This is a genomic window from Mitsuaria sp. 7 (assembly GCF_001653795.1).
Classification (GTDB): Bacteria; Pseudomonadota; Gammaproteobacteria; order Burkholderiales; family Burkholderiaceae_C; genus Roseateles.
Genome location: NZ_CP011514.1, coordinates 4240428 through 4264136, shown reverse-complemented (window position 1 = coordinate 4264136; position 23709 = coordinate 4240428). Strand labels below are relative to the sequence as shown.

Genomic DNA, 23709 nt, shown 5'->3' with positions numbered 1-23709 from the left:
CGGCTGAGGAAGGGCGGTGAGCGACTTACTTCGTCGGGGGCACGAAGCCGGCGGCTTTGTACGCAGCCTCAACGGTGCCCTTGCCCACGCGCGACTCCATCTCCTTGTGGACCGGCATCAGCGCCAGCTTCCACTCGTTCACTTCCGCCGGGGTCAGCGTGTAGATGGTCGTCTTGCCGCTGGCCTTGATCTTCTCGAAGGCCTGCTGGTTCTCGGTCTGCGCGATCGCGTTGGCGTAGGTGGTCGCGTCCTTGACGCTGCTGTCGACCACGGCCTTCAGGTCGGCCGGCAGGCCGTCGTAGAACTTCTTGTTGATGATCAGCGCGTAGGCCAGATGGCCGTGGTTGCTGATCGTCGTGTGCTTCTGCACCTCGTAGGTCTTCTGCGTGTAGAAGTTGGACGGCACGCCTTCGGTGCCGTCGACCACGCCGGACTGCAGCGCCTGGTACAGCTCGGAGAAGGCCATCACCTGCGGGATCGCGCCCAGCGCGCGCATCTGCGCGTCCAGCACCTTGGAGGACTGGATGCGCATCTTCAGGCCCTTGAAGTCCGCCACATGGTGCAGCGGCTTGTTGGCGCTCATGATGTGGAAGCCGTTGTCCCAGAAGGCCAGGCCCTTGATGCCCTTGGGCTCGAGCTTCTTGAACAGCTCCATGCCCAGCGTGTTGGTCGTGTTGCGGAACGAGGCGTCGTCCTTGAACAGGAAGGGCAGGTCGAAGACCTCGAACTCCTTGACGCCCAGCGGGCCGAACTTGGCCAGCGACGGGGCCAGCATCTGGACCGAGCCGAGCTGCAGCGCTTCGAGCTCTTCCTTGTCCTTGTAGAGCTGGCTGTTGGGATAGACCTCGACCTTCAGCTTGCCCTTGCTGCGTTCCTCGGCGAGTTCCTTGAAGCGCTGCGCGCCCTTGCCCTTGGGGGTGTCGGGCGCGACGACGTGGCTCAGCTTGATGACGATGGGGGCCTGCGCGAAGGCGGACGCGGTGGCGGCCAGACCTGCGACGGCGAGAGCGGCCGACAGCAGCAGGCGGCGGGGGAATTTGGCGGACATGCGGTCTCCTGGTGTTCTTCGAAATCCGCCGGTCAGGCGCAGTGACGACCTGTCGCGGAATGTGGCGGATTGTGGAAATCCGGTCTCCGCGCCGCCAGTTGTGGACTTCCACATTGGGGAAACACGTACGGCCACGGGCCCGTCGTGCGCTCTGCGCAGCGCCTAGACTGGCGCCATGGCCGTGTCCCGACGTCTCTTCCAATCGCTCAAACGCGCGAGCTGGGCCCTGCCGCTGATGCTGGCGATCGCCTTTGCCGCGTCGGTCGGCGTGTGGCTGCGGCTGAGCGACATGCGCGACCTGGAGGAGGAACGGCTGACGCTGATCGCCGACTCGCTGTCGCTGGAGGCGCGCATCTCGGACTGGCTCAATGCGGAGCACGCGGCGGTGGACCGGCTCGCGCAGCAGCTGCCGGGGAACGTCGACGACAACATGCTGCTGAACCATCGCGCGGTCGCCGAGGGGCTGCGGCGGCTGTGGGTCAGCGTGACCGTGCTGGACGGCAACAACCGCGTCATCGCGCATGTGCCGCAACAGGCGCCGCAGGCGATGGCGCCGTCGAGGGAACGCAGCGGCGTGAGCCTCGACGAGGGCGGATTGACCGCGCATTGGAGTTCGCCCCGGCCGCAGGGTGGCCGGCTCGTCGTGCGCTTCGCGCCGAGTGTGTTGCTGCGGCAGACGCTGCCGTGGTGGCTCTCGCAGAAGTACGACGTGAGGCTGGTCGACGGACTGGGGCAGCGGCTCGCGCAGACCGGCGACGCGCTGGCGCAGACCGGCGATGCGCTCTCGTTGGCCGGCACGCAGAGCTACCGCGTCAGCGTCGATCCGGCGATGCGCGAGACCTGGCTCGAGCTCAACACCCGCGTGCCGCATCGGCCGTGGTGGTACACGCTCGCGGCGGGGCTGATGGGCGTGTTCCTGCTGCTGTCGGCGCTGGCGAGCGGGATGCTGCGCCGGCAGATGCGGGAGGTGCGTCGCGCCGAAGGCGAGGCGCGCACCGAGGCGGCGTGGCGTCGCGCGGTCGAGGACTCGCTGACCGTCGGCCTGCGCGGACGCGATCTCGACGGCCGCCTGACGCATCTGAACCGCGCGTTCTGCGATCTGGTGGGCTACAGCGCCGAGGAGCTGCTCGGCAGCCTGCCGCCCATGCCGTACTGGCTGCCCGACGAGATGGAGGACAGCCTGCGCCGCCACCAGCGCAACATGGCCGGCGGTGCGCCGCGCGAGGGCTACGAAGCGCGCTGGATGCACCGCGAGGGGCATGTGCTGGACGTGATGATCTTCGAGGCGCCGCTGGTGGATGCGAACGGCGTGCAGATCGGCTGGATGGGCTCGATCGTCGACATCAGCGCGCGCAAGCAGACGGAGGAACGCGATCGTCGTCGGACCGACGCGCTCGCCCACCAGGCGCGGCTGAGCACGCTGGGCGAGGTGGCGTCGGCGCTCGCGCATCAGCTGAACCAGCCGCTGGCGGCGATCGCCGGCTACAACGCAGGAGCCCTGCGTTCGCTGGAGCGCGCCGGCCAGGCCGACGAGATCGTGCTGGAGGCGCTGCGCCGGCTCGGCGAGCAGGCGCAGGAAGCGGGGCGCATCGTGCAGCGCATCCGCGCGTTCGTGACGCGGCGCGCGCCGCAGCCGGAACGCTGCGCGGTGCCGGAACTGGCGGCGCGCGTGCTGGCGCTGCTCAAGCGCGACCTGCGCGGCGTGCTCGTCGAGGTGGCGATGCCATCCGGTCTGCCGGATGTGCAGGCCGATGCCGTGCTCATCGAGCAGGTGCTGATCAACCTCGTCCGCAATGCGCTCGACGAATTGCACGGCAAGCCGGGCTCGCAGGTGCGCATCGCCGCCCAACGTGTCGGTGAGCGCTTCGTGCGGGTGGATGTCGATGACAACGGTCCTGGACTTCAAGGACGAGGCATCGACCAGCTGACGACCGCGTTCTATTCGACGAAGTCCGAAGGCATGGGCATGGGGCTGGCGATCTGCCGTTCGGTGATCGAGGCGCACCATGGCGGCATGGAGGCCGGCGCGAGCGTTCTGGGTGGCGCGAGGATCAGCTTCACGCTGCCGCTGTGCCCGGGGCAGGGCGCGTGCGACGGCAGCGAAACAATCAAGGAGGGCGCGCGATGAGCGACCCACAGGCGACGGTCCACCTGGTGGACGACGAGGCGGCGGTGCGGGACGCGCTGGCCTTCCTGATGCGCACGCATGGGCTGCGCGTGGAGCCGCATGCGAGTGGTCTGGCGCTGTTCGAGGCGCTCGACCGTGCGATCGATCCGCATGGCTGCATCGTGCTGGACGTGCGGATGGAGCCGCTCTCCGGACTGCAGGTGCATGACGAGCTGATCGCGCGCGGCGTGCCGCTGCCGGTGATCTTCCTGAGCGGCCACGGCGACATCCCGATGGCGGTGGACGCGATGCAGAAGGGCGCGCTCGACTTCGTCGAGAAGCCGTTCAACGACCAGGCGCTGGTCAACAAGGTGCAGCGCGCGATCGCGACGGACATCCACCGCTGGCGCGAGTCCCGCGCCCATGCCGACGTCGCCGGCAAGCTCGCCAGCCTGACCGACCGCGAACACGAGGTCGCGGTGCTGGTCGCGGCCGGCAAGCTCAACAAGCAGGTCGCCGACGAACTCGGCATCGCGATCCGCACGGTGGAGGTCCACCGCGCGAGAGCCTTCACGAAGCTGGGTCTGCGCTCCGCGGCGGAGCTGGCGACGATGCTGGAGCGGTTCGAGGTGAAGGGCGGCTCAGGCCGCCCGGATCACCAGTGACACGTTGCTGCCGCCGAACGCGAACGAGTTGCTGACCATCGCCTTCGACGGATCGAAGGCGCGGGGTTCACGGATCACGTCGGCGACTTCCTCGAGCACGCTCGTCGCGATGTGTGCGCTCGGCGGGAGTTCCCCGCGGCGCATCGCCTGAACGCAGGCGACCAGTTCCAGCGCGCCACCGGCACCGATCAGGTGACCGTGCAGCGCCTTGGTCGCGCTGACCGGCACGCCGCGCACGCCGAAGACGCGCGACAGCGATTCGGCCTCGACCGTGTCGCCGACGTCCGTCGCCGTGCCGTGTGCGTTCACGTAGCCGACCTGGGAGGCCTCGATGCCCGCGTCCGCCAGCGCGGCGCGCAGCGCGCGCTCCTGGCCATCCGCATCGGGCCGCGACAGGTGCACCGCGTCGACGCTATGCCCATAACCGGCCAGCACGGCAAGCGCCGACGCGCCGCGTGCGCGGGCGTGGCTCTCCGTCTCCAGCACCAGCGCCGCCGCGCCCTCGCCCAGCACCAGGCCCTTGCGCGCATCGTCGAACGGACGGCAGCTGCGCGACGGATCTTCCGGATCCGCCGGCGCCATCACGCCCATCGCCTGCCACGCCGCCACCGAGCCCGGATTCAGCATCGCCTCCGAGCCCCCGACCAGCGCCACGTCCGCGCGGCCCTGGCGCAGCAGCATCAGCGCCTCGCCGATCGCCTGCGCCGACGAGGCGCAGGCGTTGGAGATCGTCAGCATCGCCGCCTTCAGCCCGTACTTCATCGCCAGGTGCGACGCGGCCGAGTTGCTCATCACCCGCACCACCGTGTACGGGTGGATGCGCGGCGTCTCCTTCGTCAGGTGCTCGCCGTAGGACTGCTGCAGCGCATTCGAGCCGCCCAGCCCGGTGCCCCAGGCCACCGCCGAGCGCTCCGGCGTCGCGGACGTCGCCGGCAGGCCGGACTGCGTCCAGGCCTCGCGCGCCGCATGGAGCGCCATCAGGCTGTGACGGTCGTGCAGGTTGCGCTGCGCGGGCGGCATGTCCTGTCCCAGCGGCAGCGTCACCGCCGCCGCCGCGAAGGGCGCCACGCCTCTCGTCGGTTCTCCCGGCTGCAGCGTGATCCCCGACCGCCCCTGCGCCAGCGCCTGCGCCAGCGAGTCCGCGTCCGGGCCGAGCGCGCTGCACGCGCCGATGCCGGTGATCCATACCGCTTCCGGGCTCATGCCGGCACCGGCGCTCAGGCGGCGACGGCCGCGGGCGTGCCGCCGGCGTCGGCCTTGGCGGCCAGTTGCGCGTCCACGATCGCGGCCAGGCCGACGATGGTCGGCTGCTTCATCGCGGTGTCGTGGTCGATCTCGATGTGGAACTTGTCCTCCACCGCGAACATGAAGTCGACCAGCATCAGCGAGTCCAGCCCCAGTTCCGCGAAGGTGACCTCGTTCTTCAGTTCGTCGTCGATCATGCCCAGCTCGTGGCAGGCGAGTTGACGGAGTTGATCAAGCGTGTTGCTCATGGCGGCGGTCCTCGGTCGTGGTCAAAGAAGTGGGGTGTTCGGACAGTGCCCCGACAGGCACCAGCCGTTGCAGGAACTGGCGCGCCGCCTGGGTGACGGCGCCGCGTTCGTTGTCCAATGTCAACATGTGATAGCTGTGATGGAACCAGTGCACCTCGGGCGTCGTGGCCAGATGGCGCTGCAGTTCCAGCACGGAGCGCGGACCGCTGACGTCGTCCTCGCTCGCATGCAGGACGACGGCGGGCGCGTCGATCTCGTGCAGCCGGCGGCGCACGAGGCGGATCATTCGCGAGGCCTGGTACAGCGACGCGGCCGGCAGCCGGTCCGCGCCGGCGGCGGAGACGTGGCTGGAATTCATCGCCTGCGCGACCCACTCGCGCAGCCGCTCGTTCTTGATGCCGTAGGGCGGCGTCTCGCGGAAGGCCAGCCACTGGCGCAGCGGCGGCACGTAGGCCAGCGGCAGCAGGCGGCGCCAGGGCGAGACGTTCCAGCCGTCGAAATGCAGGCTGGTGGACAGCAGCATCAAGGCGGCCGCGGGCCGCTTCAGCGCGAGGGCCAAGGCCAGCACCGAGCCCATCGACAGGCCGCCGATGGCCACGCGGGAGTGCCTGGCGGCCAGCGCGTCGAAGTGCGCGGCGGCCATGTCGACCCATTGCTCGAAGGGCGGGACCGGGGCGCGACGAGGCTTGTCGGCGACCGGCGCCCCGGCGACCGGGGGAACGACGCCGTAGCCGTCCAGCGCGGGCGCTTCCACGGCGTAGCCGGCGTCGCGCAGGGCGCGGGCCAGCGGCATCATCTCCAGCGGGTTGGCGCACAGGCCGTGCAGGAGCAGCACGGCGGGGCGCGGGTCCGGGTGAGCGGGGAAGGCGTTGTGAACGTTGTTCGGCATGGGCGGCAGTCTGTCCAAGCTCGCTGTTGCGGACTTGACGCGAACCTGTCCCGAACCTGTCGGCGCCGTTGCCATCAGGTTTCCGACAGGTGACGGATTGGCCGCTGCAAGGCTCTAGGCTTATGCTGACGCTCCATGCGAATCCTCCTGGTCGAAGACGATGAGTTCCTGGCGGAGTCCACCGCCCGGGCGCTGCGCTCACAGTCCTGGGTCGTGGACGTCAGCGCCCGCGGCGAGCCCGTCCCGCTGTCCTTGCGCGAGGACCGCTACGACCTGCTCATCCTGGACATCGGCCTGGCCGGCATCGACGGTTTCGAGACGCTGCGACGCGTGCGCGCCCAGGGCAGCACGACACCGGTGCTGCTGCTGACGGCGCGCGACGCCGTCGAGGACCGCGTGCGCGGCCTGGAAGGCGGCGCCGACGACTACCTGGTCAAGCCCTTCGCGCTGAGCGAACTGATCGCCCGCGCCCGCGCGCTGGTGCGCCGCAGCCAGGCCCGGACCGGCAACGAGCTGAGACTCTCTTCGCTGCGGATGGACCTGGAGGCGCGCCGCGCCTACATCGCCGAGGAGCCGCTGGCGCTGTCGGCCCGCGAGTGGGACGTGCTGGGCTTCCTGCTGGCGCGCGCCGGCAAGGTGGTCGCGAAGGAGCAGATCGCCTCGGCCAGCAACGGCTGGGAGCAGGGCGTCAGCGACAACGCGATCGAGGTCTGCGTCTCGCGCCTGCGCGCCAAGATCGAGCCCGCCGGCCTGCAACTGCGCACCGTGCGCGGCCTGGGATATCTGCTGGAAGAGATGCCGTCCGCGCCGGCGGCCAAGACCTGACCCCCGCGGCATGACCGAGTCGTCCCCGCGCGGCGGCGCCCCCTCAGCAAGCTCCACGTCCACCAGCGCTCCCTCCGGAAGCTCGCGTTCCGGCGGCGGCCGGACCTTCAGTCTCAAGCAGCGGTTGCTGATCTGGCTGATGTTCCCCGTGCTGGTCGCGGTGCCCGCGGCCGGCTTCATGCTGTACCGCGTCATGCATGACACGGCGATCTCCTGGCTGGACCAGGCGCTGGGCGACACGGCGCTCGCGGTGGCCAGCCTGCTGAGGGAGCGCGACGGGCAGGTGGTCGTCGACGTGTCGGGCCCGACCGACCGCGCGCTGCGTTTCGATCGCACGGACCGCGTCTACTACCTGGTGCTGGACCCGGCGGGCGAGGTGCTGCTCGGCGACGTCCAGCTCGCGCGGCTGAAGCTGCCCAAGCGCAAGCCCAACGAATGGTTCTTCACGCTGGCGACGCTGGACGGCGAATCGCTGCGTGCGGCGGCGCTTGGCGCCAACTGCGGCGCCGGTCACGTCTGCCAGATCCTGGTCGCCGAGACGCTGAACAAGCGCGACGCGCTGCAGCAGCAGTTGCTGGTGGTCGTGGGGCTGCTGATCGGCAGCATGGCCGTGCTGCTCGCGGGGGCCGGCTGGTGGGCGACCTATCGTGGCCTCAGACCGCTGTCGCAGCTGAGCGCGGAACTGGAGCAGCGCGACCTCGCGCGCCTCGAGCCGCTGCAGCACGAGGTGCCTGCCGAGTTGCGACCCCTGATCGCGGCGTTCAACCGCCTCTTCGAGCGCTTGCGACGGGCGTCGTCGGCGCAGCAGGACTTCCTGGCGAATGCGGCGCACCAGCTGCGCACGCCGCTGACCTCGTTGCGGACAGAGATCGATCTGGCGCTGCTGGAACCGCACGATCCGCAGATGGAGCCGGTGCTCAAGCGGCTGCAGGGGTCGGTGGACCGCAGCGCGCGCCTGGCGACGCAGATGTTGTCGATCGCGCGCGCCGAGGCCGAGCCCGGCGGCCGCGAGCAGCCGCTGGACCTGCGCGACATCGCGGCGCAGGTGGCGGAGGACTGGGTGCCGCGCGCGCTGCAGGCGGGAGCGGACCTGGAGTTCGAGCTCGAAAGCGCGCCGGTGCTGGGCCAGAGTTTCCTCTTGCGGGAGTTGCTGGCCAACGTGCTGCACAACAGCCTGAACTACGCCGGACCGAATCCGCGCATCACGGTGCGCACCGGGTGCGACGGCGACTGGTCCCGCATGGAGGTCGAGGACAACGGTCCCGGCATCCCGCCGCAGGAGCGCGACCGCGCGCTGCGCCGCTTCGAACGCGGCAGCGAGTCCAAGGGAACGGGCAGCGGCCTGGGCCTGGCCATCGCGGAGGACATCGCACAGCGGCACCGCGGGAAGCTGGAGCTGCTCGACGCGACGACGGGGCAAGGGCTGCGGGTGCGGTTCAGCGTGCCGAAGCAGCGCGCAGAGGGCTGAAGTACTTCGCAGTCATTGGCGGCTGGCTGCACGGAGCGCGCGGTCAGTTGCAAAGGCTGCGACGGTGGCGCGGTCCGGTGATCCGTATTCAATGGCCCCCATTGGGGCCTCCGCCAGCCAAAGCGAATGCTCCAGAAACGTTCGATCGGGGAAGTGGGTCAGTCCGATTTGAAGTTGAAGGGCGAAGTCGTTGAGCGATCCCAGGATGCTCCGACTCGCTGTCTTTCCGAGAACCCAATGCTGCATCGCATCGCGCTCGGCGATGACGTCGTCCGCTGGAACTCCAAGGGACGCGAGCATTGGGTCCAGTGCCTCACCGATTCGCCTTACCAAAGATCGACTGTCTTTTGCCGGCACCACGACAGGCAACAAGGTTCGCGCGGCGACAGCCACCACGACCTGAGTCCGTCCGGCATAAACAAGGTTGGCGTACCAGTCGCCAAGGACCGTATCGGACGAAGCGGGCTCAGGGTCAGGGACCGCGTTGAGCCTGTCCAGGAGCTTCCGGGTGCAGCGAAATGTGAACACGGCGCGACGACGGAGGTTGCGATGGGTTCCGAGTATCGGGGCAGACGCGCGACCGCTTTCCGACGCGAAGCGGGCTTACAAATTCTTGGCCGCGCCGAAGGCAATCGCATCAAACATGCGTTGCAGCTTCTCGACCCGCATCGGTGCCAGGAATTGCCGCGCCCACGCGAGTCGCCCCAGCAGCACGGACCGCTGCGCGGGATCTACGTCTGTCGATCCGACTAGCCGATGCAGCTCGGCCTTCAATCGATCGAAGTCCTCGCGCGCGAGGTTCGGCTTTTCGTTGACGACGACGCCGGTCACCTGCTGCCGCCCGCCGGCGGGCATTGCACGCGTCTTGTCGCGTCGCAGCCGGAAACCCTCGTCCTCGACGATCGCCTGCACCCAGGCGCGGAACTCGCGCTGATCGCGGCGCAGCGTGGCGGGGCCGGAGAACACGAGGTCATCCGCATACCGCGTGTAGCGCGCACCGAAACGATGGGCGAGTCCGTCCAGCCGCATGTCGAGCGGGAACGCGCACAGGTTGGCCAGCGCGGGTGACGTCGGCGCGCCTTGCGGCAGGTGCGGCGAGGCCAGCCGCTTCGCGCCGTCGAAGTCGATCGATCCGTCCTCGCGCAGGCGCTCTCTCACTGGCGCCGGCGTGCGCGCGGTGCAGAGCGTCGTCAGCCGCTCGACGACCGCGTCGGAAAACCCCAGCGTCCGGAACGTGGCTGCGATCCGCGCGCGTCCGATGCTGGGGAAGAAATCGCGCAGGTCGAAGCGGATGACGAAGTCCTGACCGGTGTGGACGGCCGCGTTCGTCGCGACGTTGCGGCCGGGCACGAATCCGTGCGCTGCCTCGTGGCAAGGCAGCGTGTTCAACAAGCCGTCGAGCAATCGCCGTTGAACGGCCTTCAAACGCGGAAGTGGCGCTTCAACCAGTCGCAGACCTCCGCGGCGCTTCGGCACGAGCAGGCAGCGGTAGTGCGGCGTCGGCGCGACGTGAGGTCGCTCCGGCGTGGCGACGGCCTCGCGGTATCTGCGTGCCGGGCCGGCGAAGTGATCGAGCTCGTCCAGCGTCAGTCCCAGCCACGCCGCCAGGTCGGCCTCCGTTGCCAAGTCCGGCAGCACGAGGTGTTCCAGCGCGAAGGGCAACGGCCGCATCCGCGATGGTCGAAGCAGCAGGCGGCGAACGGTGGGTCGAGAGAAACGTTCGAGATCGAAGCCCTCGTGGAACGCGTCCATCTCCAGCAACGCATCGGCGAAGCTGCGGATCGAATGCGCGCGCCACACCGGCGTCGTCCATCGCGCGAGCGCCACGCACAGCGGCTTCAACCAGGGCCGCGACTCGACGCCGAGGCATTGCTCAGCACGCGCTTGCAGGGCGTCAGCCTCGCGGGCGCGCGGCGACTCGTCGTCCGCCTGCAGCGCGCGGGCGAGCGCCAGCGCGATCCAGCGGGGATAGGTCAACGGCGCGGCAACGGTCATAGGCGATGGGGGCAAGAGGTGACCCCCGGATGCGCCGCCAACTGGCCGGTCTCGACCGATACAGGTCCGCGCGGCAGCGTGGCTCGGTATCGGCGCCGGATGACTAACGAAGAAGAGCGCCGCGGGGATGCCCCGCGGCCGGAGGCGCGAACGCTTCCGAAGGCTTGGCGGCGACCGGAGGTCGGCGGCGATTATGGGTGCGGGGCGTGACTCCGCTCAAGCGGCGCCGTCAGGGCGTGAAGGCTCACGCCGCGCTCAGTACCGCCTGCTTCGCCGCATTCGGTTCCAGCGGGATGTATGCCTCGTCCGACTCGTTGCGCTTGGCCTCGCAGCTCGCGACCAGCTGCTTCTGCCACACCGAATGGCGCTCGAACAGCTCCGCGATCCAGTCGACGAACACGCGCAGCTTGGTGCTCAGATGCCGGTTCGGCGGGTACACGACGTACAGCGGCAGCGGGTCCGATTCCCAATCGCACAGGAAGGGCACCAGCTCGCCCGAGTCGATGTGCGGCTTGATCATGAAGTAGGGCGCCTGGATCACGCCCAGTCCCGTCAGACCTGCCGTCATGTACGCGTTGCCGTCGTTCACCGACACCTTGTAGTGGCCGTAGATCTCGTAGCGCTGGCCGTTCTTGCTGTAGTCGAACGGGAAGCGCTTGCCGGTGCGGGTCGAGAAATAGCTGACCACGTGGTGCTGGTCCGATTCCAGGTCCAGCGGATGCTGCGGCAGTCCGTGCTGCTGGATGTAGGCCGGCGAGGCGCAGCAGCCGTAGCCCCAGTCGCCGATGCGGCGCGCGACCAGCGACTGGTCGGTGATCTCGCCGCCACGCACGACGCAATCGACGTTGTCGCCGATCAGGTCCACCGGCCGGTCCGACACGCCGAGGTCGATCTGGATGTCCGGATGTCTTGCATAGAACTCCGGAAGTGCCGGGATCAGCAGCAGGCGCGCAACAGATGAGGCCACGTCGACGCGGATCCGCCCCTTCGGCGCCGCGCGCGCATGCGACACGGAGCCTTCGAGTTCCTCGATGTCCGACAGCAGCCGCGTCACGCGCTCGTAATACGCGGCGCCGTCCGGCGTCACGCTGACGCGCCGCGTCGTGCGGTTCAGCAGCTTGACCTTGAGGTGGTCCTCCAGCGACTGGATCAGCCGCGTCACCGCCGTCTTGGGCAGGTCCAGCGATTCCGCCGCCCGCGTGAACGTTCCCGCTTCCACGACGCGCGCGAAAGCCTGCATGGCATTGAGCTTGTCCATTCCGTGACCCCTTGACCCTGACTGGTGCGGCGTGTCGCCGCGACTGCTCCAACACAACGGCGCGTCTGCGCGCGCGCGAGGTCGCCATCCTGCCCGATCGATTGTTTCGTCGATGAAACGCTGAAGCGCGTCCCGGGCTATTTATCGGACGGCGTCCGTTGTCTAAATTTCGCTGCATTGCAACATGACCGGTCTGCCCCCGTTGGGAGCAGGCCTTTGGCCCTGCCATGGACGCGCTGCCGCTCACCTCCTGCCACGACGACCTCCTGCCCGCCGGCGACGGCGTGGTGCCGGTGCGCGTGTACAAGAGCGCCGCCCGCCGCAAGGACGCCCCTGTCGTCATGCACCTGCACGGCGGTGCCTTCACGGGCGGCAACCTGGACAGCGGCGAGCTGGTCTCACGGCTGCTGGCCGATGCGGGCGCTGTGGTCGTCGACGTCGACTACCCGACCGGCGAAGCGACCGTGTTCCCCACCGCGCTGAAGACGCTGGACGCGCTGCTGGCCGCCGTGCACAAGGCGCGGGCCAAGCTGTCGGGCAAGGGCGCGCCGCTGGTGGTCGCGGGCGAAGAGGCGGGCGGCAACCTCGCCGCGGCACTCGCCCTGATGGCGCGCGACCAGGGTCACCGCAAGCTCTCCGGCCAGATCCTGATCGGGCCGATGCTCAATCCCTGCATGGGCACCGCCTCGCTGCGCCAGGCCGACGCGGGTTACGGCGAGTGCCGCTGGATGCACGGCTGGCGCGCCTACCTCGGTGAATGCGAGGACGGCGACCACCCCTACGCCGCGCCGGCCAACACCGGCCGCCTCGCGGGCCTGGTGCCGGCGCTGGTCGTCAGCGCCGACGACGACCCGATGCGCGACGAGGCCCTGGCCTACGCCCGCGCGATGAAGCGCGCCGGTGTCGACGTGCAGCAGGCGCTGATCGCCGGCCCCAGCGGCTGGCCCTGCAGCCTGATGAAGCTGCCCTCGCTGTCCGTCCTCCAGCTGCCCTGGGCCAGCGCCCTGCGCCAGAAGCTGACCGATTTCCTGACCCTGATCCCACCCGCCGGCAAATCCCGGCTGCAACCTGCCTGACCCCAAGAGCCCTCACAGAACTCCCAACGTCTACCCCCGTCACCGGAGCACCCACCATGAACAAGAAGACCTTTGCCACCTCGCTCACCGCCGTCGCCGCGGTGGTCGGCGCCCTCGTCGTCGGCCTGCACAGCCAGCAGGCCGTCGCGAATCAACCGTCGGGCGCGCCGCAGGCGATTCCCGTCTCCGTCGCCACCGTCGCGAGCCAGGAAGTGGCCGCGTGGGACGAGTTCTCTGGCCGCCTGGAAGCCGTGGAGCGCGTCGATGTCCGCGCCCGCGTCTCCGGCGCCGTGCAGTCGGTGCATTTCCGGGAAGGGGCGCTGGTCAAGGCCGGCGATCTGCTGATCACCATCGATCCCGCGCCCTACCAGGCCGAGGTCGACCGCGCCGATGCGCAGGTGCTGGCCGCGCAGGCCCGCGTCAGCTACTCGAAGAGCGAGCTGGAGCGCTCCACCCGCCTGTGGAGCGAGCGCGCCATCGCGCAGCGCGAGCTCGACGAGCGCAGCAACGCTTCCAATGAAGCCAACGCCAACCTGCGCGCCGCGCAGGCCGCGCTGCAATCGGCCAAGCTGAACCTCGGCTACACGCAGGTGAAGGCGCCGGTCGCGGGTCGCGTCGGCAAGCTGGAAGTCACGCAGGGCAACCTCGTGGCCGCCGGCCCGGGCGCGCCGGTGCTGACGACGCTGGTCTCGGTCAGCCCGATCTACGCCAGCTTCGATGCCGATGAAGGCACCGTCGCCCGCGCGTTGACCGAGCTGCACGGCAGCGGCAAGGGCGCCGTCTCGGGTGACCTGTCGAGCATCCCGGTCCAGATCGGCACCGCCGCTACCGCGGACACGCCGTTCACCGGCAAGCTGCAGCTGATCGACAACCAGGTCGACGCCCGCAGCGGCACGGTGCGCGTGCGCGCGGTGCTGGACAACAAGGACGGTGCGCTGATCCCGGGCCAGTTCGCCCGCATCCGCCTGGGTCAATCGAAGACGCGCGCCGCGGTGCTCGTCAACGAGCGCGCGGTCGGCACCGACCAGAGCAAGCGTTTCGTGATGGTGGTCGGCGCGGACAACACGCTGAGCTACCGCGAGGTCCTGCTGGGCGCCAACGTCGACGGCCTGCGCGTCGTCACGTCGGGCCTGAAGGCCAACGAGCGCGTGGTCGTCAACGGCCTGCAGCGTGTGCGCCCCGGTGCCCTGGTCGCTCCGACCATCGTCCCGATGAACGCCAAGGCAGAAATCCAGGCCAAGGACGGCGCCCCCAAGGCGGACAAGACCTGACCTGACCTGATCCCGAAGGGACGGGCAAGACCCGTCCCCATGGGGCTACGGACAGCCTCCGGGGCGGCGCGACGCCGCCCCGTGGGGGGACCTTTGCCGTTTTCTCCAGTCGACTTGAAAGACTGACATGAATCTTTCCAAATTCTTCATCGACCGCCCGATCTTCGCGGGTGTGCTGTCGGTGCTGATCTTCGTCTCCGGGCTGCTCGCCGTGCGCGTGCTGCCGATCTCGGAATACCCGGAAGTCGTGCCGCCGCAGGTGGTCGTCCGCGCGCAGTACCCCGGCGCGAACCCCAAGGTCATCGCGGAAGCGGTGGCCACGCCGCTCGAGGAATCGATCAACGGCGTCGAAGGCATGCTCTACATGGGCAGCCAGGCGACCACCGACGGCCTGATGACGCTGACGGTCACCTTCAAGCTGGGCACCGACCCGGACAAGGCCCAGCAGCTGGTGCAGAACCGCGTCTCGCAAGCCGAGCCGCGCCTGCCCGAGGAGGTCCGCCGACTCGGTCTGACGACGGTCAAGAGCAGCCCCGACCTGACCATGGTCGTGCACTTGCTGTCGCCCAACGACCGCTACGACATGACCTACCTCCGCAACTACGCGGTGCTGAACGTCAAGGACCGCCTGGCGCGTATCCAGGGCGTGGGTCAGGTTCAGCTGTTCGGCTCGGGGGACTACTCGATGCGCATCTGGCTGGACCCGCAGAAGGTGGCGGAGCACGGCCTGTCGGCCAGCGACGTCGTCCAGGCGATCCGCGAGCAGAACGTGCAGGCGGCCGCCGGTGTCGTCGGCGCTTCGCCGGGCCTGCAGGGCATCGACCTGCAACTGCCGATCAACGCGCAGGGCCGTCTGAACAACGAGCAGGAATTCGGCGACATCATCGTCAAGTCCGGCGCCAACGGCCAGGTGACGCGTCTGCGCGACCTGGGCCGCATCGAGCTGGGCGCCGCCGAATACGCGCTGCGCTCGCTGCTGGACAACAAGTCCGCGGTGGCGATCCCGATCTTCCAGGCGCCGGGCTCCAACGCGATCGAGATCTCGAACAACGTGCGCGCCACGATGGCCGAGCTGAAGAAGGCCATGCCTGAAGGCGTGGACTACTCCATCGTCTACGACCCGACGCAGTTCGTGCGGGCGTCCATCGAGTCCGTCGTCCACACGCTGCTCGAAGCGGTGGCGCTGGTCGTGCTGGTCGTGATCCTGTTCCTGCAGACCTGGCGCGCGTCCATCATCCCGCTGCTGGCGGTGCCGGTCTCCATCATCGGCACCTTCGCGGTGATGCATCTCTTCGGCTTCTCGATCAACGCGCTGTCGCTGTTCGGCCTCGTGCTGGCGATCGGCATCGTGGTGGACGATGCGATCGTGGTCGTCGAGAACGTGGAGCGCAACATCGAGGCGGGCCTGAGTCCGCGTGAAGCGACCTACCGCGCGATGCGCGAAGTGTCGGGTCCCATCATCGCGATCGCGCTGGTGCTGGTCGCGGTGTTCGTGCCGCTGGCCTTCATCACCGGCCTGACAGGGCAGTTCTACAAGCAGTTCGCGCTGACGATCGCGATGTCGACGGTGATCTCGGCGGTCAACTCGCTGACACTGTCGCCCGCGCTGGCCGCGATGCTGCTCAAGGGCCACGATGCGCCCAAGGACTGGCTGACGCGCGCGATGGACAAGGTGCTGGGCCGCTTCTTCGGCGGTTTCAACAAGCTGTTCAACCGCGGCGCCAAGGCCTACAGCGGCGGCGTGACGAAGGCGATCTCGCGCAAGGTGATCATGCTGATCATCTACGCCGGCCTGCTGGGTCTGACGGTGGGCCTGTTCAAGGCCGTGCCGAGCGGCTTCGTGCCGGGGCAGGACAAGCAGTACCTGATCGGCTTCGCGCAGCTGCCGGACGGCGCCACGCTGGACCGCACGGAAGACGTGATCCGCCGCATGAGCGAGATCGCGATGAAGACGCCGGGCGTGGAGCACGCCATCTCGTTCCCGGGCCTGTCGATCAACGGCTTCACCAACAGCTCGAACTCGGGCATCGTGTTCGCGTCCTTGAAGTCCTTCGACGAGCGCACCGGCAAGGGCCTGTCCGCCGGCGAGATCGCCGCCAAGATGAACGCCGACTTCGGTCAGCTGCAGGACGCGTTCGTGGTGATGTTCCCGCCGCCTCCGGTGCAGGGCCTGGGCACGACCGGCGGCTTCAAGTTCCAGCTGGAAGACCGTGGCGGCCTGGGTTACGAGGCGCTCGACCAGGCGGTGAAGGCCTTCATGGCCAAGGCGCAGAAGGCGCCGGAACTGGCGGGTCTGTTCAGCAGCTTCCAGGTCAACGTGCCGCAGCTGTACGCCGACCTCGACCGCACCAAGGCGCGCCAGCTGGGCGTGGCGGTGACGGACGTGTTCGACACGATGCAGATCTACCTGGGCTCGCTGTACGTCAACGACTTCAACAAGTTCGGCCGCACCTACACGGTCCGTGTGCAGGCGGATGCCGCCTACCGCGCCCGTGCCGAGGACGTCGGTCTGCTGAAGGTGCGCTCGGCGTCGGGCGAGATGGTGCCGCTGTCGGCGCTGATGAAGGTCCAGCCGAGCTTCGGTCCGGAACGCGCGATGCGCTACAACGGCTTCCTGTCGGCCGACATCAATGGCGGCGCCGCACCGGGCTATTCGACCGGCCAGGCGCAGGACGCGGTCGAACGCATCGCCGCGGAGACGCTGCCCCCGGGCATCAGCTACGAGTGGACCGAGCTGACCTACCAGGAAATCCTGGCCGGCAACTCCGGCGTGTGGGTCTTCCCGCTCGCCATCCTGCTGGTGTTCCTGGTGCTGGCCGCGCAGTACGAGAGCCTGGCGCTGCCGGTGGCGATCATCCTGATCGTGCCGATGGGTCTGATGGCCGCGATGACCGGCGTGTGGCTGAGCCACGGGGACAACAACGTCTTCACGCAGATCGGGTTGATCGTGCTGGTCGGCTTGTCGGCGAAGAACGCGATCCTGATCGTGGAGTTCGCCCGGGAGCTGGAATTCGCCGGCAGGACGCCGCTGCAGGCGGCCATCGAGGCGAGCCGGCTGCGTCTGCGTCCGATCCTGATGACGTCGATGGCCTTCGTGATGGGGGTGCTGCCGCTGGTGCTGGCCACGGGCGCGGGCGCCGAGATGCGCAACGCGATGGGCGTGGCGGTGTTCGCCGGGATGATCGGCGTGACGGCTTTCGGCCTGTTCCTGACGCCGGTGTTCTACGTGGTGGTGCGTCGCCTGACCGGCAACAAGCCGCTGAAGCAGCACGGCGAGGTGCCGCATGACGTCGAGGCCTTCGTGCAGCCCGCGCAGGGCGAGGGTCACGACTTCGGCCCGGGCGGCAACGCCCGTCCGCATCCGGCCGCGCCGCGCCACGAGCACGAATAAAGGATTCGAGCCATGACAACGAAACTGATGATGACGACGCTGCTGGCGGCCCTGGTGCTGGCCGGTTGCGCGACACCGCCGCCGATCGATGAGTCGCGCCTGCCGGCGACGCCGACGGCCTTCAAGTCGCAGGCGACCGCAACGGTCGGCGAGGCGCGCTGGGCGGTGGCCCCGCCCGCCGATGCCGAGCCGCGCGGCGACTGGTGGCTGGCGTTCGGCGATGCGACGCTGAATGACCTGATCCGCCGCTCGCTGGTCAACAACAACGACCTGCAAGGCGCGGCGGCGCGACTGGCGCAAGCGCGCGCGCTGCTGCGCAGCACGAATGCGGATCGCCTGCCGCAGGTCGGCGCCAGCGCCGGTGCCACGCGCGGCACGGTAGCGGGCCAGGGCCCGGCCGCCACGACGATCTACAACGCCGGCCTGGGCGCGAGCTGGGAAGTCGACCTGTCGGGTCGCTTGTCGGAAGCGACGCGTGCGGCTTCGCTGGACGCGCAGTCGCGTGAAGCGCTGCTGCAGTCGACGCGGCTGATGGTGCAAGCGGATGTGGCGCAGACCTACCTGGCGCTGCGCTTCGCCGACCAGGAACGCCGACTAGTGCGCGACACGGTCGCGGCCTACCGCGAGACGCTGTCGCTGACGCAGCGTCGTTATCAAGCGGGCGACGTCGCCGAGCTGGATCTGGCGCGCGTGCAGACGGAGGTCGCTTCGACCGAGGCCGAGGCGATCAGCCTCGACCGCCGTCGTGCCGAGCTGGAGAACGCGCTGTCGGTGCTGCTGGGCGAGCCCGCCTCGGGCTTCAAGGTGGCGGAAGACACGGCGCTCGCGCCGCTGCCTTCGATTCCATCGGGTCTGCCGAGCACGGTGCTGGCGCGTCGTCCGGACGTGGCCGCGTCGCAGCGCAGCCTGCTGGCGGCGCAGTCGCGGGTGGGCGTGGCGCAGGCTGCGTGGTTCCCGAGCCTGACGCTGACGGCCAACGGCGGCTACGCGTCGCCGGAGTTGAGCGACGTGTTCCGCTGGTCGGCGCGCGCGTGGTCGGTCGACGCGCTGCTGTCGCTGCCGATCTTCGACGGCGGCCGCCGCAAGGCGGGCGTGGAGTCGGCGAAGGCGGGCCTGGATCTCGCGATGTCGAGCTACCGGCAGCAGCTGCTGCAGGCGCTGCGCGAGGTCGAGGACTCGCTGGTCGGTCTGCAGACCCTGTCGCAGCAGGCGGAAGTGCAGGGCCAGGCGGTGCAGTCGTCGACGCGTGCGACGGCGCTGTCGGACTCGCGCTACCGCAACGGGCTGGTCAGCCAGCTTGACCTGCTCGACGCGCGCCGCAGCGAGCTGCGCAACCGCCGCGCGGCGCTGCAGGTGCAAGCCGCGCAGTACCAGGCGACGGTCGGACTTGTCCGCGCCCTGGGCGGCGGCTGGCAGAACACGCCGGCGTAAAGCCGACGCCGGGCAAGACCCGGCACTTTCATATGCGACCGGTTTACCGGTGCCCCTTTGGGCGTGCAGGAGTGCACGCCCTTTTTTTCGTTCCGATCGTGCGTGGGGCTCTGCCTAGAATCGATGCATGAGCGAGCAAGCATGAAAACGGTCTGGATCATCGATGGCGCCTACCTGTTCAATGTGGGGCGCGGCCGTCCGTTCGATTACCTCAAGCTCAAGAACGAGCTCGTGCAGCGCAACGGTGGTCCGATCTACGAGAGCTACTACCTGAACTCCACCCGCGACCTGGCGACGGATCAGCAGAGCGGGTTCCACACGTGGCTCAAGGCGGCGCCACCGCGCGGTCCGAAGATTCGGGTCCAGCTGTACGAAATGAAGAACCTGCATCTTCAATGCCCGGATTGCGGCGTGCAGTTCGACCGCGAAGTGCAGAAGGGCGTGGACGTCGCGATCGCGACGCTGCTGATCAAGCTCGCGGTGCAGAACGTCTACGACCGGCTGATCCTGTCGGCGGGCGACGGCGATTTCGAAGAGGCGATCTCCTACGTCAAGTCGGATCTCAAGAAAGAGGTCTGGGTCAGTGGGTTGCAGGCCAATCTGTCGACCGACCTGCAGTCCTACGCGGACGAGGTGGTGTGGATGGACGATCTCTATCCGACGATCGCCAGGTGAGTCGTGAGGGCGACTCGCGTCTGAACTGATCATCGCTACCTGTTGCAGTTGGCCCCTGCGCCTTCTCCACGATAAGAGGTCATGGCCTGTCTCTAGCGCCGCCTCTAACGTTCGTCGCTGGACCGACCACGATGCACGGAATGAAATGAAGCGTGCAGTTGACGAATGGCGACAACTATCGACCAAGGATCATTCAAGATGCTGCTTCGCAAGCACCCTCGTGGCGAGCCCGTGGACATGGGCGTCCTGCGGCGCGAGGGCATCTCCGCCTTCCGAGCATCAGCCTGGGCACGCAGCGGATGGCTCGATCATCTGGGTCGAGGTGTCTATGCCGTCGCAGGTGATGAGCTGTCGCGCGATGGCGCTCTGGTTTTCCTGTCGCGTCAGGTGCCGGGATTTCACGTGGGCGGAAAGACGGCGCTGGCTTGGCATGGCCTGGAGCACGACATCGCGTTTGAGGAGGCCCTTAGCCTTTGGGGCGATCGACCCAAGGCGATACCGGCATGGATCGCCGAGCGGTTTCCCGTCCGGTACCAGACGACGCGGATCCTTGACAAGCAGGCCCACGCCTCACTAGGGCTGAAACCCTTGCCTGCCGGCGACCCTCGCGTGCTGGTCTCCTCACCCGAGCGAGCCATGCTCGAGATGCTGAGCGACCTGGGCAAGACGCAGAGCCTTGCGGATACCCGCCGCCTGATGGAAGGGCTTGGCGGTTTGCGGACGAAGGTGCTCGATCAACTGCTGGCGCGGACGGACCGGATCAAGGTCGTCCGTGCGGCCGCACACCTGGCCGCGGACCTCGGACTGCCTTGGGCATCCCTGGCGCGCACACACAGCGACCGCCTAGGCGGATCGCGTTGGATCGCAGTGTCCAAAGCTGGGGAGAGACTGGACTTTCGATGACATTCAATGTGCGGAATGTCGGGTTGGCCGCCGCTCGCACATCCTCCCCGCAGCCTTCTTATTCGGGCCCGGTGGGGACTAGCCGAAGCGAAATCCGAAAAGTCCTCCGCTTTCGCCTTCATCGGATAGCCGAGTCTCAAGTACGACCTTCGAGGTATCGAAGCCTTCAGGCAGTGGCAGCCTCGTGAAAATATCGGAGTTCATCGTGACGATGTACTGCAGGCCCTTTCCGGCGGTCGCCTCAAGGCCGAGCTGAAGTGCGCCAGCGATTTGTCGTTCATCCACGCCGTCGAACAGATGACTGTCATGCAATAAGAAGCGTGGTCCCCCGAAGCGCGCCGTGACGACCGTGAAGAGCGCTAGGTCGAAGCAGAAGATCTCGACCTTGGAAATGCCACCACCGCGGTCCCCTTCAATTGAGATATGGAATTCCGGACCGTTGTCCGTGGCCTCGACTACGAACCGGCCTGTGCGGTCGTCGTAAAGGCGCGAGATGGCGTTCGCGATGATGACAATGGCTTCCGTCAAAGCAGCGGAGCGTAGCCGGTGATCGTCTTGCAACCGTCGTTGGACCTTCGATCGGTCAATGTCTAGCTTGGTGGTTTCTCCTTCCAGCAATTCGGCGGCTTTGAAGCGCTCGCCGAGCGTTGCGGCATTCGCTTCTGCCACGGCCAGATCACGTTGCAGATCAAGGAAATCATCCAAGGCGCCTCGACCTTCGAGACTCTTCAGGATGCCACTCCTCTCCACGTCGAGGCGCGCCGCGCTTTTTTGTTGCTCGGCGAGTTTTGCCTTCACGTCCGCGATCTCGTTTTCGAGGTGAATACGCCGGTTCGACACCATTGCTTCATAGAAGGCCCCAACCTCGTCGAATCGGCGCAGAGCCATGCCAGGAAGCTCGATTCCCGCCGCCGCATAAAGCTGTTGAATGTCTGACCGTTGTGGTGGCTTCTCTGACCGCAACGCTGCTTCAAGATGCTCCAGACCTTCTTCAAGCGAGATGGTGTCACGCGCTATCGCCTGCATCTCGGTCTTTGCCTGAGCTGCCCGGCGGGACAATGCCTTGTAGCTATCGTGGACCTGAAACGCTGTCAGGTCCTGCTTCAGCTTGGTGGCCTTGAGTTCCGCGATAGCTACTTGTGGACGCAGCTCTGCCACTGTCCCCACCACTTGGCCCAGCGCGCCGTCCTTCACCGCTTTGCGAAGCTCCTCAAGCGTCTTTTCACGCAAGCGAATCTTGCTGAGCTCGAAAGGAATTTGCCAATCGAGTCCGAGGAGGTAGGAGAGGTTCACCTGCCAGTCCCACCGGCGCTGTTGTTCCGCCTGCCGCTCTGCCGCAATGAAACCACCCGAGGCCCACCGTCGGGCGAAGTACGAGAACATCGACCGGAATGTCGGCGTGTAGGACTCTTCGAACGCGGAGCCACGATCATCAAGCGGCAAGCCAAACATGCTGTGGCCCAAGAACAGGCGCCAGTTGACGTTTGACAGATAGAAGCGTCCGCTTGACTTATCGAGTTTCTTCGGGAGATCTTCTCGGTCCTCGCCTCCTGCAATCAGAAATATCTTGCTCGGGTCAGCACCGCCACGTTCAACCTTGAACAGCTCACCACCGATTCGGAATCGGCCGGTGAATGTGTGCGAGACAAGCTCCTTGTCGCGCATCAACGAATCTTTGTCGCAGTCAGCACCGAGCAAGAAGTGGATGATTTCTACAAGGCTGGTCTTGCCCGCGCTGTTGCGAGTCTTCTTGTCCGTTGACTCCTGATTCTTGTCCGACAGCAGGACGTTGAGACCTTCGTGGAACTTGACCGTCTTAAATGATGGCAGGGAGCTCTCGATATCGAGGATCATTCTGATCCCTCCCGTCGAAGGATGCCGTGGCTGTGGTCGACGGCGGCGATGGCATACAGAAGATTGAGCGCCAGCACGAACCAGTCGAATGAGAGGGGGGCGGAGTTGGGGTTTCTGCCGCGAGCCTCGCGCACCGCTTCCCAAAGTTCTGACACCGAGCGTGGTTCCTTCAACTGTCCAAGTATCTCGGCGCCTACACCGAGCAGGGCACGATCTTGTGGCAAGTGCTTAGTTGGCAGGATCATGTTGGGCTCGCAACCGGCAGGCGTTCGAAGATATCGCAGCTCTCGAAGAAGTGTGTCAGCAACGCTTGTGCCGCGACCAACCTTGGAGGTGGAGCACTGCCAACGCCGGTGACCGTCTCCAGCAGCGCAGTCATGATGGTGCCGGGCGTCAGGTTCTGCGCCTTCAAAGCACGATATTTTTCGTTGAGCAGGGCGCCGACCTGCTCTCCCTTCAATGGGTCTGGGTGGCGGGAAAAGTACGAAGCGACGATGGGTGCATTTGCCCAGCCGCTTCGCACAAACATTTGCCAATGTGTAGGCAGAGCGTTGTGCGACAGCTTGCCTACTGGCACGAGATTCAGATCAATTTCTTCGAGCGGGGGCGCAGACGAAAGCGACAGATCGTCTACCAACTTCCGGAGTGCTGCGACGTCGAGGTTCTTCACGTCGGCAGGGGTCGCTGCGGGACCAAGCAACGAGGCAACGCGCTCGCTGCTCAATTCAAAGATGCGTTCCTCAAACCCTTCCTTGCCGATGTAGCCGATCTTGATGTTTGGGTTCGAAATCTTCAGTTCTTCCAAAGCCTCGAGCGCTTCTACTGGAATTCCATCGACGAGGTTCAGCACCATGTGCCATTCCTTCGTGATGCCGGCGAGCTTCACCTTTGCAGTTGCGAAGTCGCTCTTGATCTTCTTGACGAGCTTTGCGACGTTCTTCGTCTCGCCGTTCAATGCGCCATAGCACTGAAAGAGCTGGCCCGTCGATAGAAGGTAGCCATCACAGCCCTTGTCGCCGAGCTTGCCGAAAGCTCGTACGCGAACAAAGTCGTCGCCGTGAAGATGCCCCATGACGACCGAGAAGAGGTCCTGAAATGAATCGCCATGGCACTGACGAAGCCTTAGCTCGAGAGCAATGCGCCACCATTGGCGCTGCTCATCCGGAATCTGGGAGCCGAGTTGCATCGTGACCTTTTCCTTCTCTTGCGTCGCTCAAGGTCGTGCGCCTCGATGCGGTCGAACGACAACACCTTTCCAGCGCCGCCGATCTGTCAGTCGATTTTGCCACTCGGCTGGCGGTGGCATTGGCCACAAACATTTGCTTGATTCGCTTCCGTTCTACTGTCCTTGAGTCGAGGC

The 23709-nt window shown here is 67.1% G+C and carries 20 protein-coding genes; 10 read left to right on the top strand and 10 right to left on the bottom strand.

Going from position 1 to position 23709, the window contains the following annotated elements; translation table 11 throughout:
• Positions 1-25: 25 nt before the first annotated feature.
• Positions 26-1048 carry a TRAP transporter substrate-binding protein gene (locus tag ABE85_RS18660; RefSeq protein ID WP_067277993.1) on the bottom strand — a complete coding sequence of 341 codons (1023 nt, stop codon included), beginning with the start codon at positions 1046-1048 and terminating at the stop codon, positions 26-28.
• Between the two features lie 175 nt (positions 1049-1223).
• On the opposite strand from ABE85_RS18660, the gene ABE85_RS18655 reads away from it, so the two are divergent.
• Together ABE85_RS18655 and ABE85_RS18650 are read left to right on the top strand one after the other, a co-directional pair.
• A complete protein-coding gene (locus ABE85_RS18655; RefSeq protein ID WP_067277991.1) occupies positions 1224-3176 on the top strand; it encodes a PAS domain S-box protein in 1953 nt (650 codons plus the stop codon).
• On the top strand, positions 3173-3820 hold the full coding sequence (locus ABE85_RS18650) for a response regulator transcription factor (RefSeq protein WP_067277989.1): 648 nt from the start codon (positions 3173-3175) through the stop codon (positions 3818-3820). The genes ABE85_RS18655 and ABE85_RS18650 overlap by 4 nt, the downstream gene beginning before the upstream one ends.
• Here the strand turns inward: ABE85_RS18650 and ABE85_RS18645 are convergent.
• From ABE85_RS18645 to ABE85_RS18635, 3 genes are read right to left on the bottom strand one after another with little or no spacing between them, the layout of a single operon-like run.
• Positions 3797-5023: a beta-ketoacyl synthase gene (locus ABE85_RS18645; RefSeq protein WP_067277985.1), complete on the bottom strand. Its 1227-nt coding sequence runs from the start codon at positions 5021-5023 to the stop codon at positions 3797-3799. The two genes, ABE85_RS18650 and ABE85_RS18645, sit on opposite strands and share 24 nt — an antisense overlap.
• 14 nt (positions 5024-5037) lie before the next feature.
• Positions 5038-5313: an acyl carrier protein gene (locus ABE85_RS18640; RefSeq protein ID WP_067277982.1), complete on the bottom strand. Its 276-nt coding sequence runs from the start codon at positions 5311-5313 to the stop codon at positions 5038-5040.
• The gene (locus tag ABE85_RS18635; protein WP_067277979.1) at positions 5297-6202 is read right to left on the bottom strand and encodes a carboxylesterase; all 906 of its coding nucleotides are present in this window, start codon (positions 6200-6202) and stop codon (positions 5297-5299) included. The genes ABE85_RS18640 and ABE85_RS18635 overlap by 17 nt, the downstream gene beginning before the upstream one ends.
• 135 nt (positions 6203-6337) lie before the next feature.
• Between ABE85_RS18635 and ABE85_RS18630 the strand changes: the two genes are divergently transcribed.
• Positions 6338-7027, top strand: a complete 690-nt coding sequence (locus ABE85_RS18630; RefSeq protein WP_067277976.1) for a response regulator transcription factor — start codon at positions 6338-6340, stop codon at positions 7025-7027.
• A gap of 10 nt (positions 7028-7037) precedes the next feature.
• Complete coding sequence (locus ABE85_RS18625; RefSeq protein WP_082938738.1) at positions 7038-8495, top strand: sensor histidine kinase; 1458 nt, start codon at positions 7038-7040, stop codon at positions 8493-8495.
• 12 nt (positions 8496-8507) lie between these two features.
• Here ABE85_RS18625 and ABE85_RS18620 read toward each other — a convergent pair whose 3' ends face one another.
• From ABE85_RS18620 to ABE85_RS18610, 3 genes are all read right to left on the bottom strand, one after another.
• Positions 8508-9023: a DUF6933 domain-containing protein gene (locus ABE85_RS18620; RefSeq protein WP_409072552.1), complete on the bottom strand. Its 516-nt coding sequence runs from the start codon at positions 9021-9023 to the stop codon at positions 8508-8510.
• Positions 9024-9098: 75 nt separating this feature from the next.
• Positions 9099-10490, bottom strand: a complete 1392-nt coding sequence (locus ABE85_RS18615; RefSeq protein ID WP_067277967.1) for a reverse transcriptase family protein — start codon at positions 10488-10490, stop codon at positions 9099-9101.
• A 244-nt stretch (positions 10491-10734) separates the two neighbouring features.
• Entirely contained in the window at positions 10735-11748 is a 1014-nt protein-coding gene (locus ABE85_RS18610; RefSeq protein ID WP_082938737.1) for a LysR family transcriptional regulator, read from the bottom strand.
• Positions 11749-11975: 227 nt separating this feature from the next.
• Between ABE85_RS18610 and ABE85_RS18605 the strand changes: the two genes are divergently transcribed.
• The 6 genes from ABE85_RS18605 (at position 11976) to ABE85_RS18580 (ending at position 20495) form a co-directional block, all read left to right on the top strand.
• Entirely contained in the window at positions 11976-12824 is an 849-nt protein-coding gene (locus ABE85_RS18605) for an alpha/beta hydrolase fold domain-containing protein (protein WP_067277964.1), read from the top strand.
• Positions 12825-12880: 56 nt separating this feature from the next.
• Complete coding sequence (locus tag ABE85_RS18600; protein ID WP_067277961.1) at positions 12881-14095, top strand: efflux RND transporter periplasmic adaptor subunit; 1215 nt, start codon at positions 12881-12883, stop codon at positions 14093-14095.
• A 127-nt stretch (positions 14096-14222) separates the two neighbouring features.
• Entirely contained in the window at positions 14223-17486 is a 3264-nt protein-coding gene (locus tag ABE85_RS18595) for an efflux RND transporter permease subunit (protein WP_067277957.1), read from the top strand.
• A 12-nt stretch (positions 17487-17498) separates the two neighbouring features.
• On the top strand, positions 17499-18917 hold the full coding sequence (locus tag ABE85_RS18590; RefSeq protein WP_067277955.1) for an efflux transporter outer membrane subunit: 1419 nt from the start codon (positions 17499-17501) through the stop codon (positions 18915-18917).
• A gap of 141 nt (positions 18918-19058) precedes the next feature.
• Positions 19059-19592 (top strand): NYN domain-containing protein, encoded by a 534-nt coding sequence (locus ABE85_RS18585; protein WP_067277953.1) that lies wholly within the window; start codon positions 19059-19061, stop codon positions 19590-19592.
• A gap of 198 nt (positions 19593-19790) precedes the next feature.
• The gene (locus ABE85_RS18580; protein ID WP_231993125.1) at positions 19791-20495 is read left to right on the top strand and encodes a type IV toxin-antitoxin system AbiEi family antitoxin domain-containing protein; all 705 of its coding nucleotides are present in this window, start codon (positions 19791-19793) and stop codon (positions 20493-20495) included.
• Between the two features lie 78 nt (positions 20496-20573).
• On the opposite strand, the gene ABE85_RS18575 is transcribed toward ABE85_RS18580, so the two are convergent.
• Genes ABE85_RS18575 through ABE85_RS18570 form a run of 3 tightly spaced genes read right to left on the bottom strand, consistent with a single transcriptional unit; the run spans position 20574 to position 23535 of the window.
• Complete coding sequence (locus ABE85_RS18575; RefSeq protein ID WP_067277947.1) at positions 20574-22349, bottom strand: ABC-three component system protein; 1776 nt, start codon at positions 22347-22349, stop codon at positions 20574-20576.
• A complete protein-coding gene (locus ABE85_RS27040) occupies positions 22346-22594 on the bottom strand; it encodes an ABC-three component system middle component 6 (protein WP_082938736.1) in 249 nt (82 codons plus the stop codon). The genes ABE85_RS18575 and ABE85_RS27040 overlap by 4 nt, the downstream gene beginning before the upstream one ends.
• On the bottom strand, positions 22591-23535 hold the full coding sequence (locus ABE85_RS18570; RefSeq protein WP_067277945.1) for an ABC-three component system protein: 945 nt from the start codon (positions 23533-23535) through the stop codon (positions 22591-22593). Before ABE85_RS18570 ends, ABE85_RS27040 begins: the two co-directional genes overlap by 4 nt.
• Between the last annotated feature and the right edge of the window lie 174 nt (positions 23536-23709).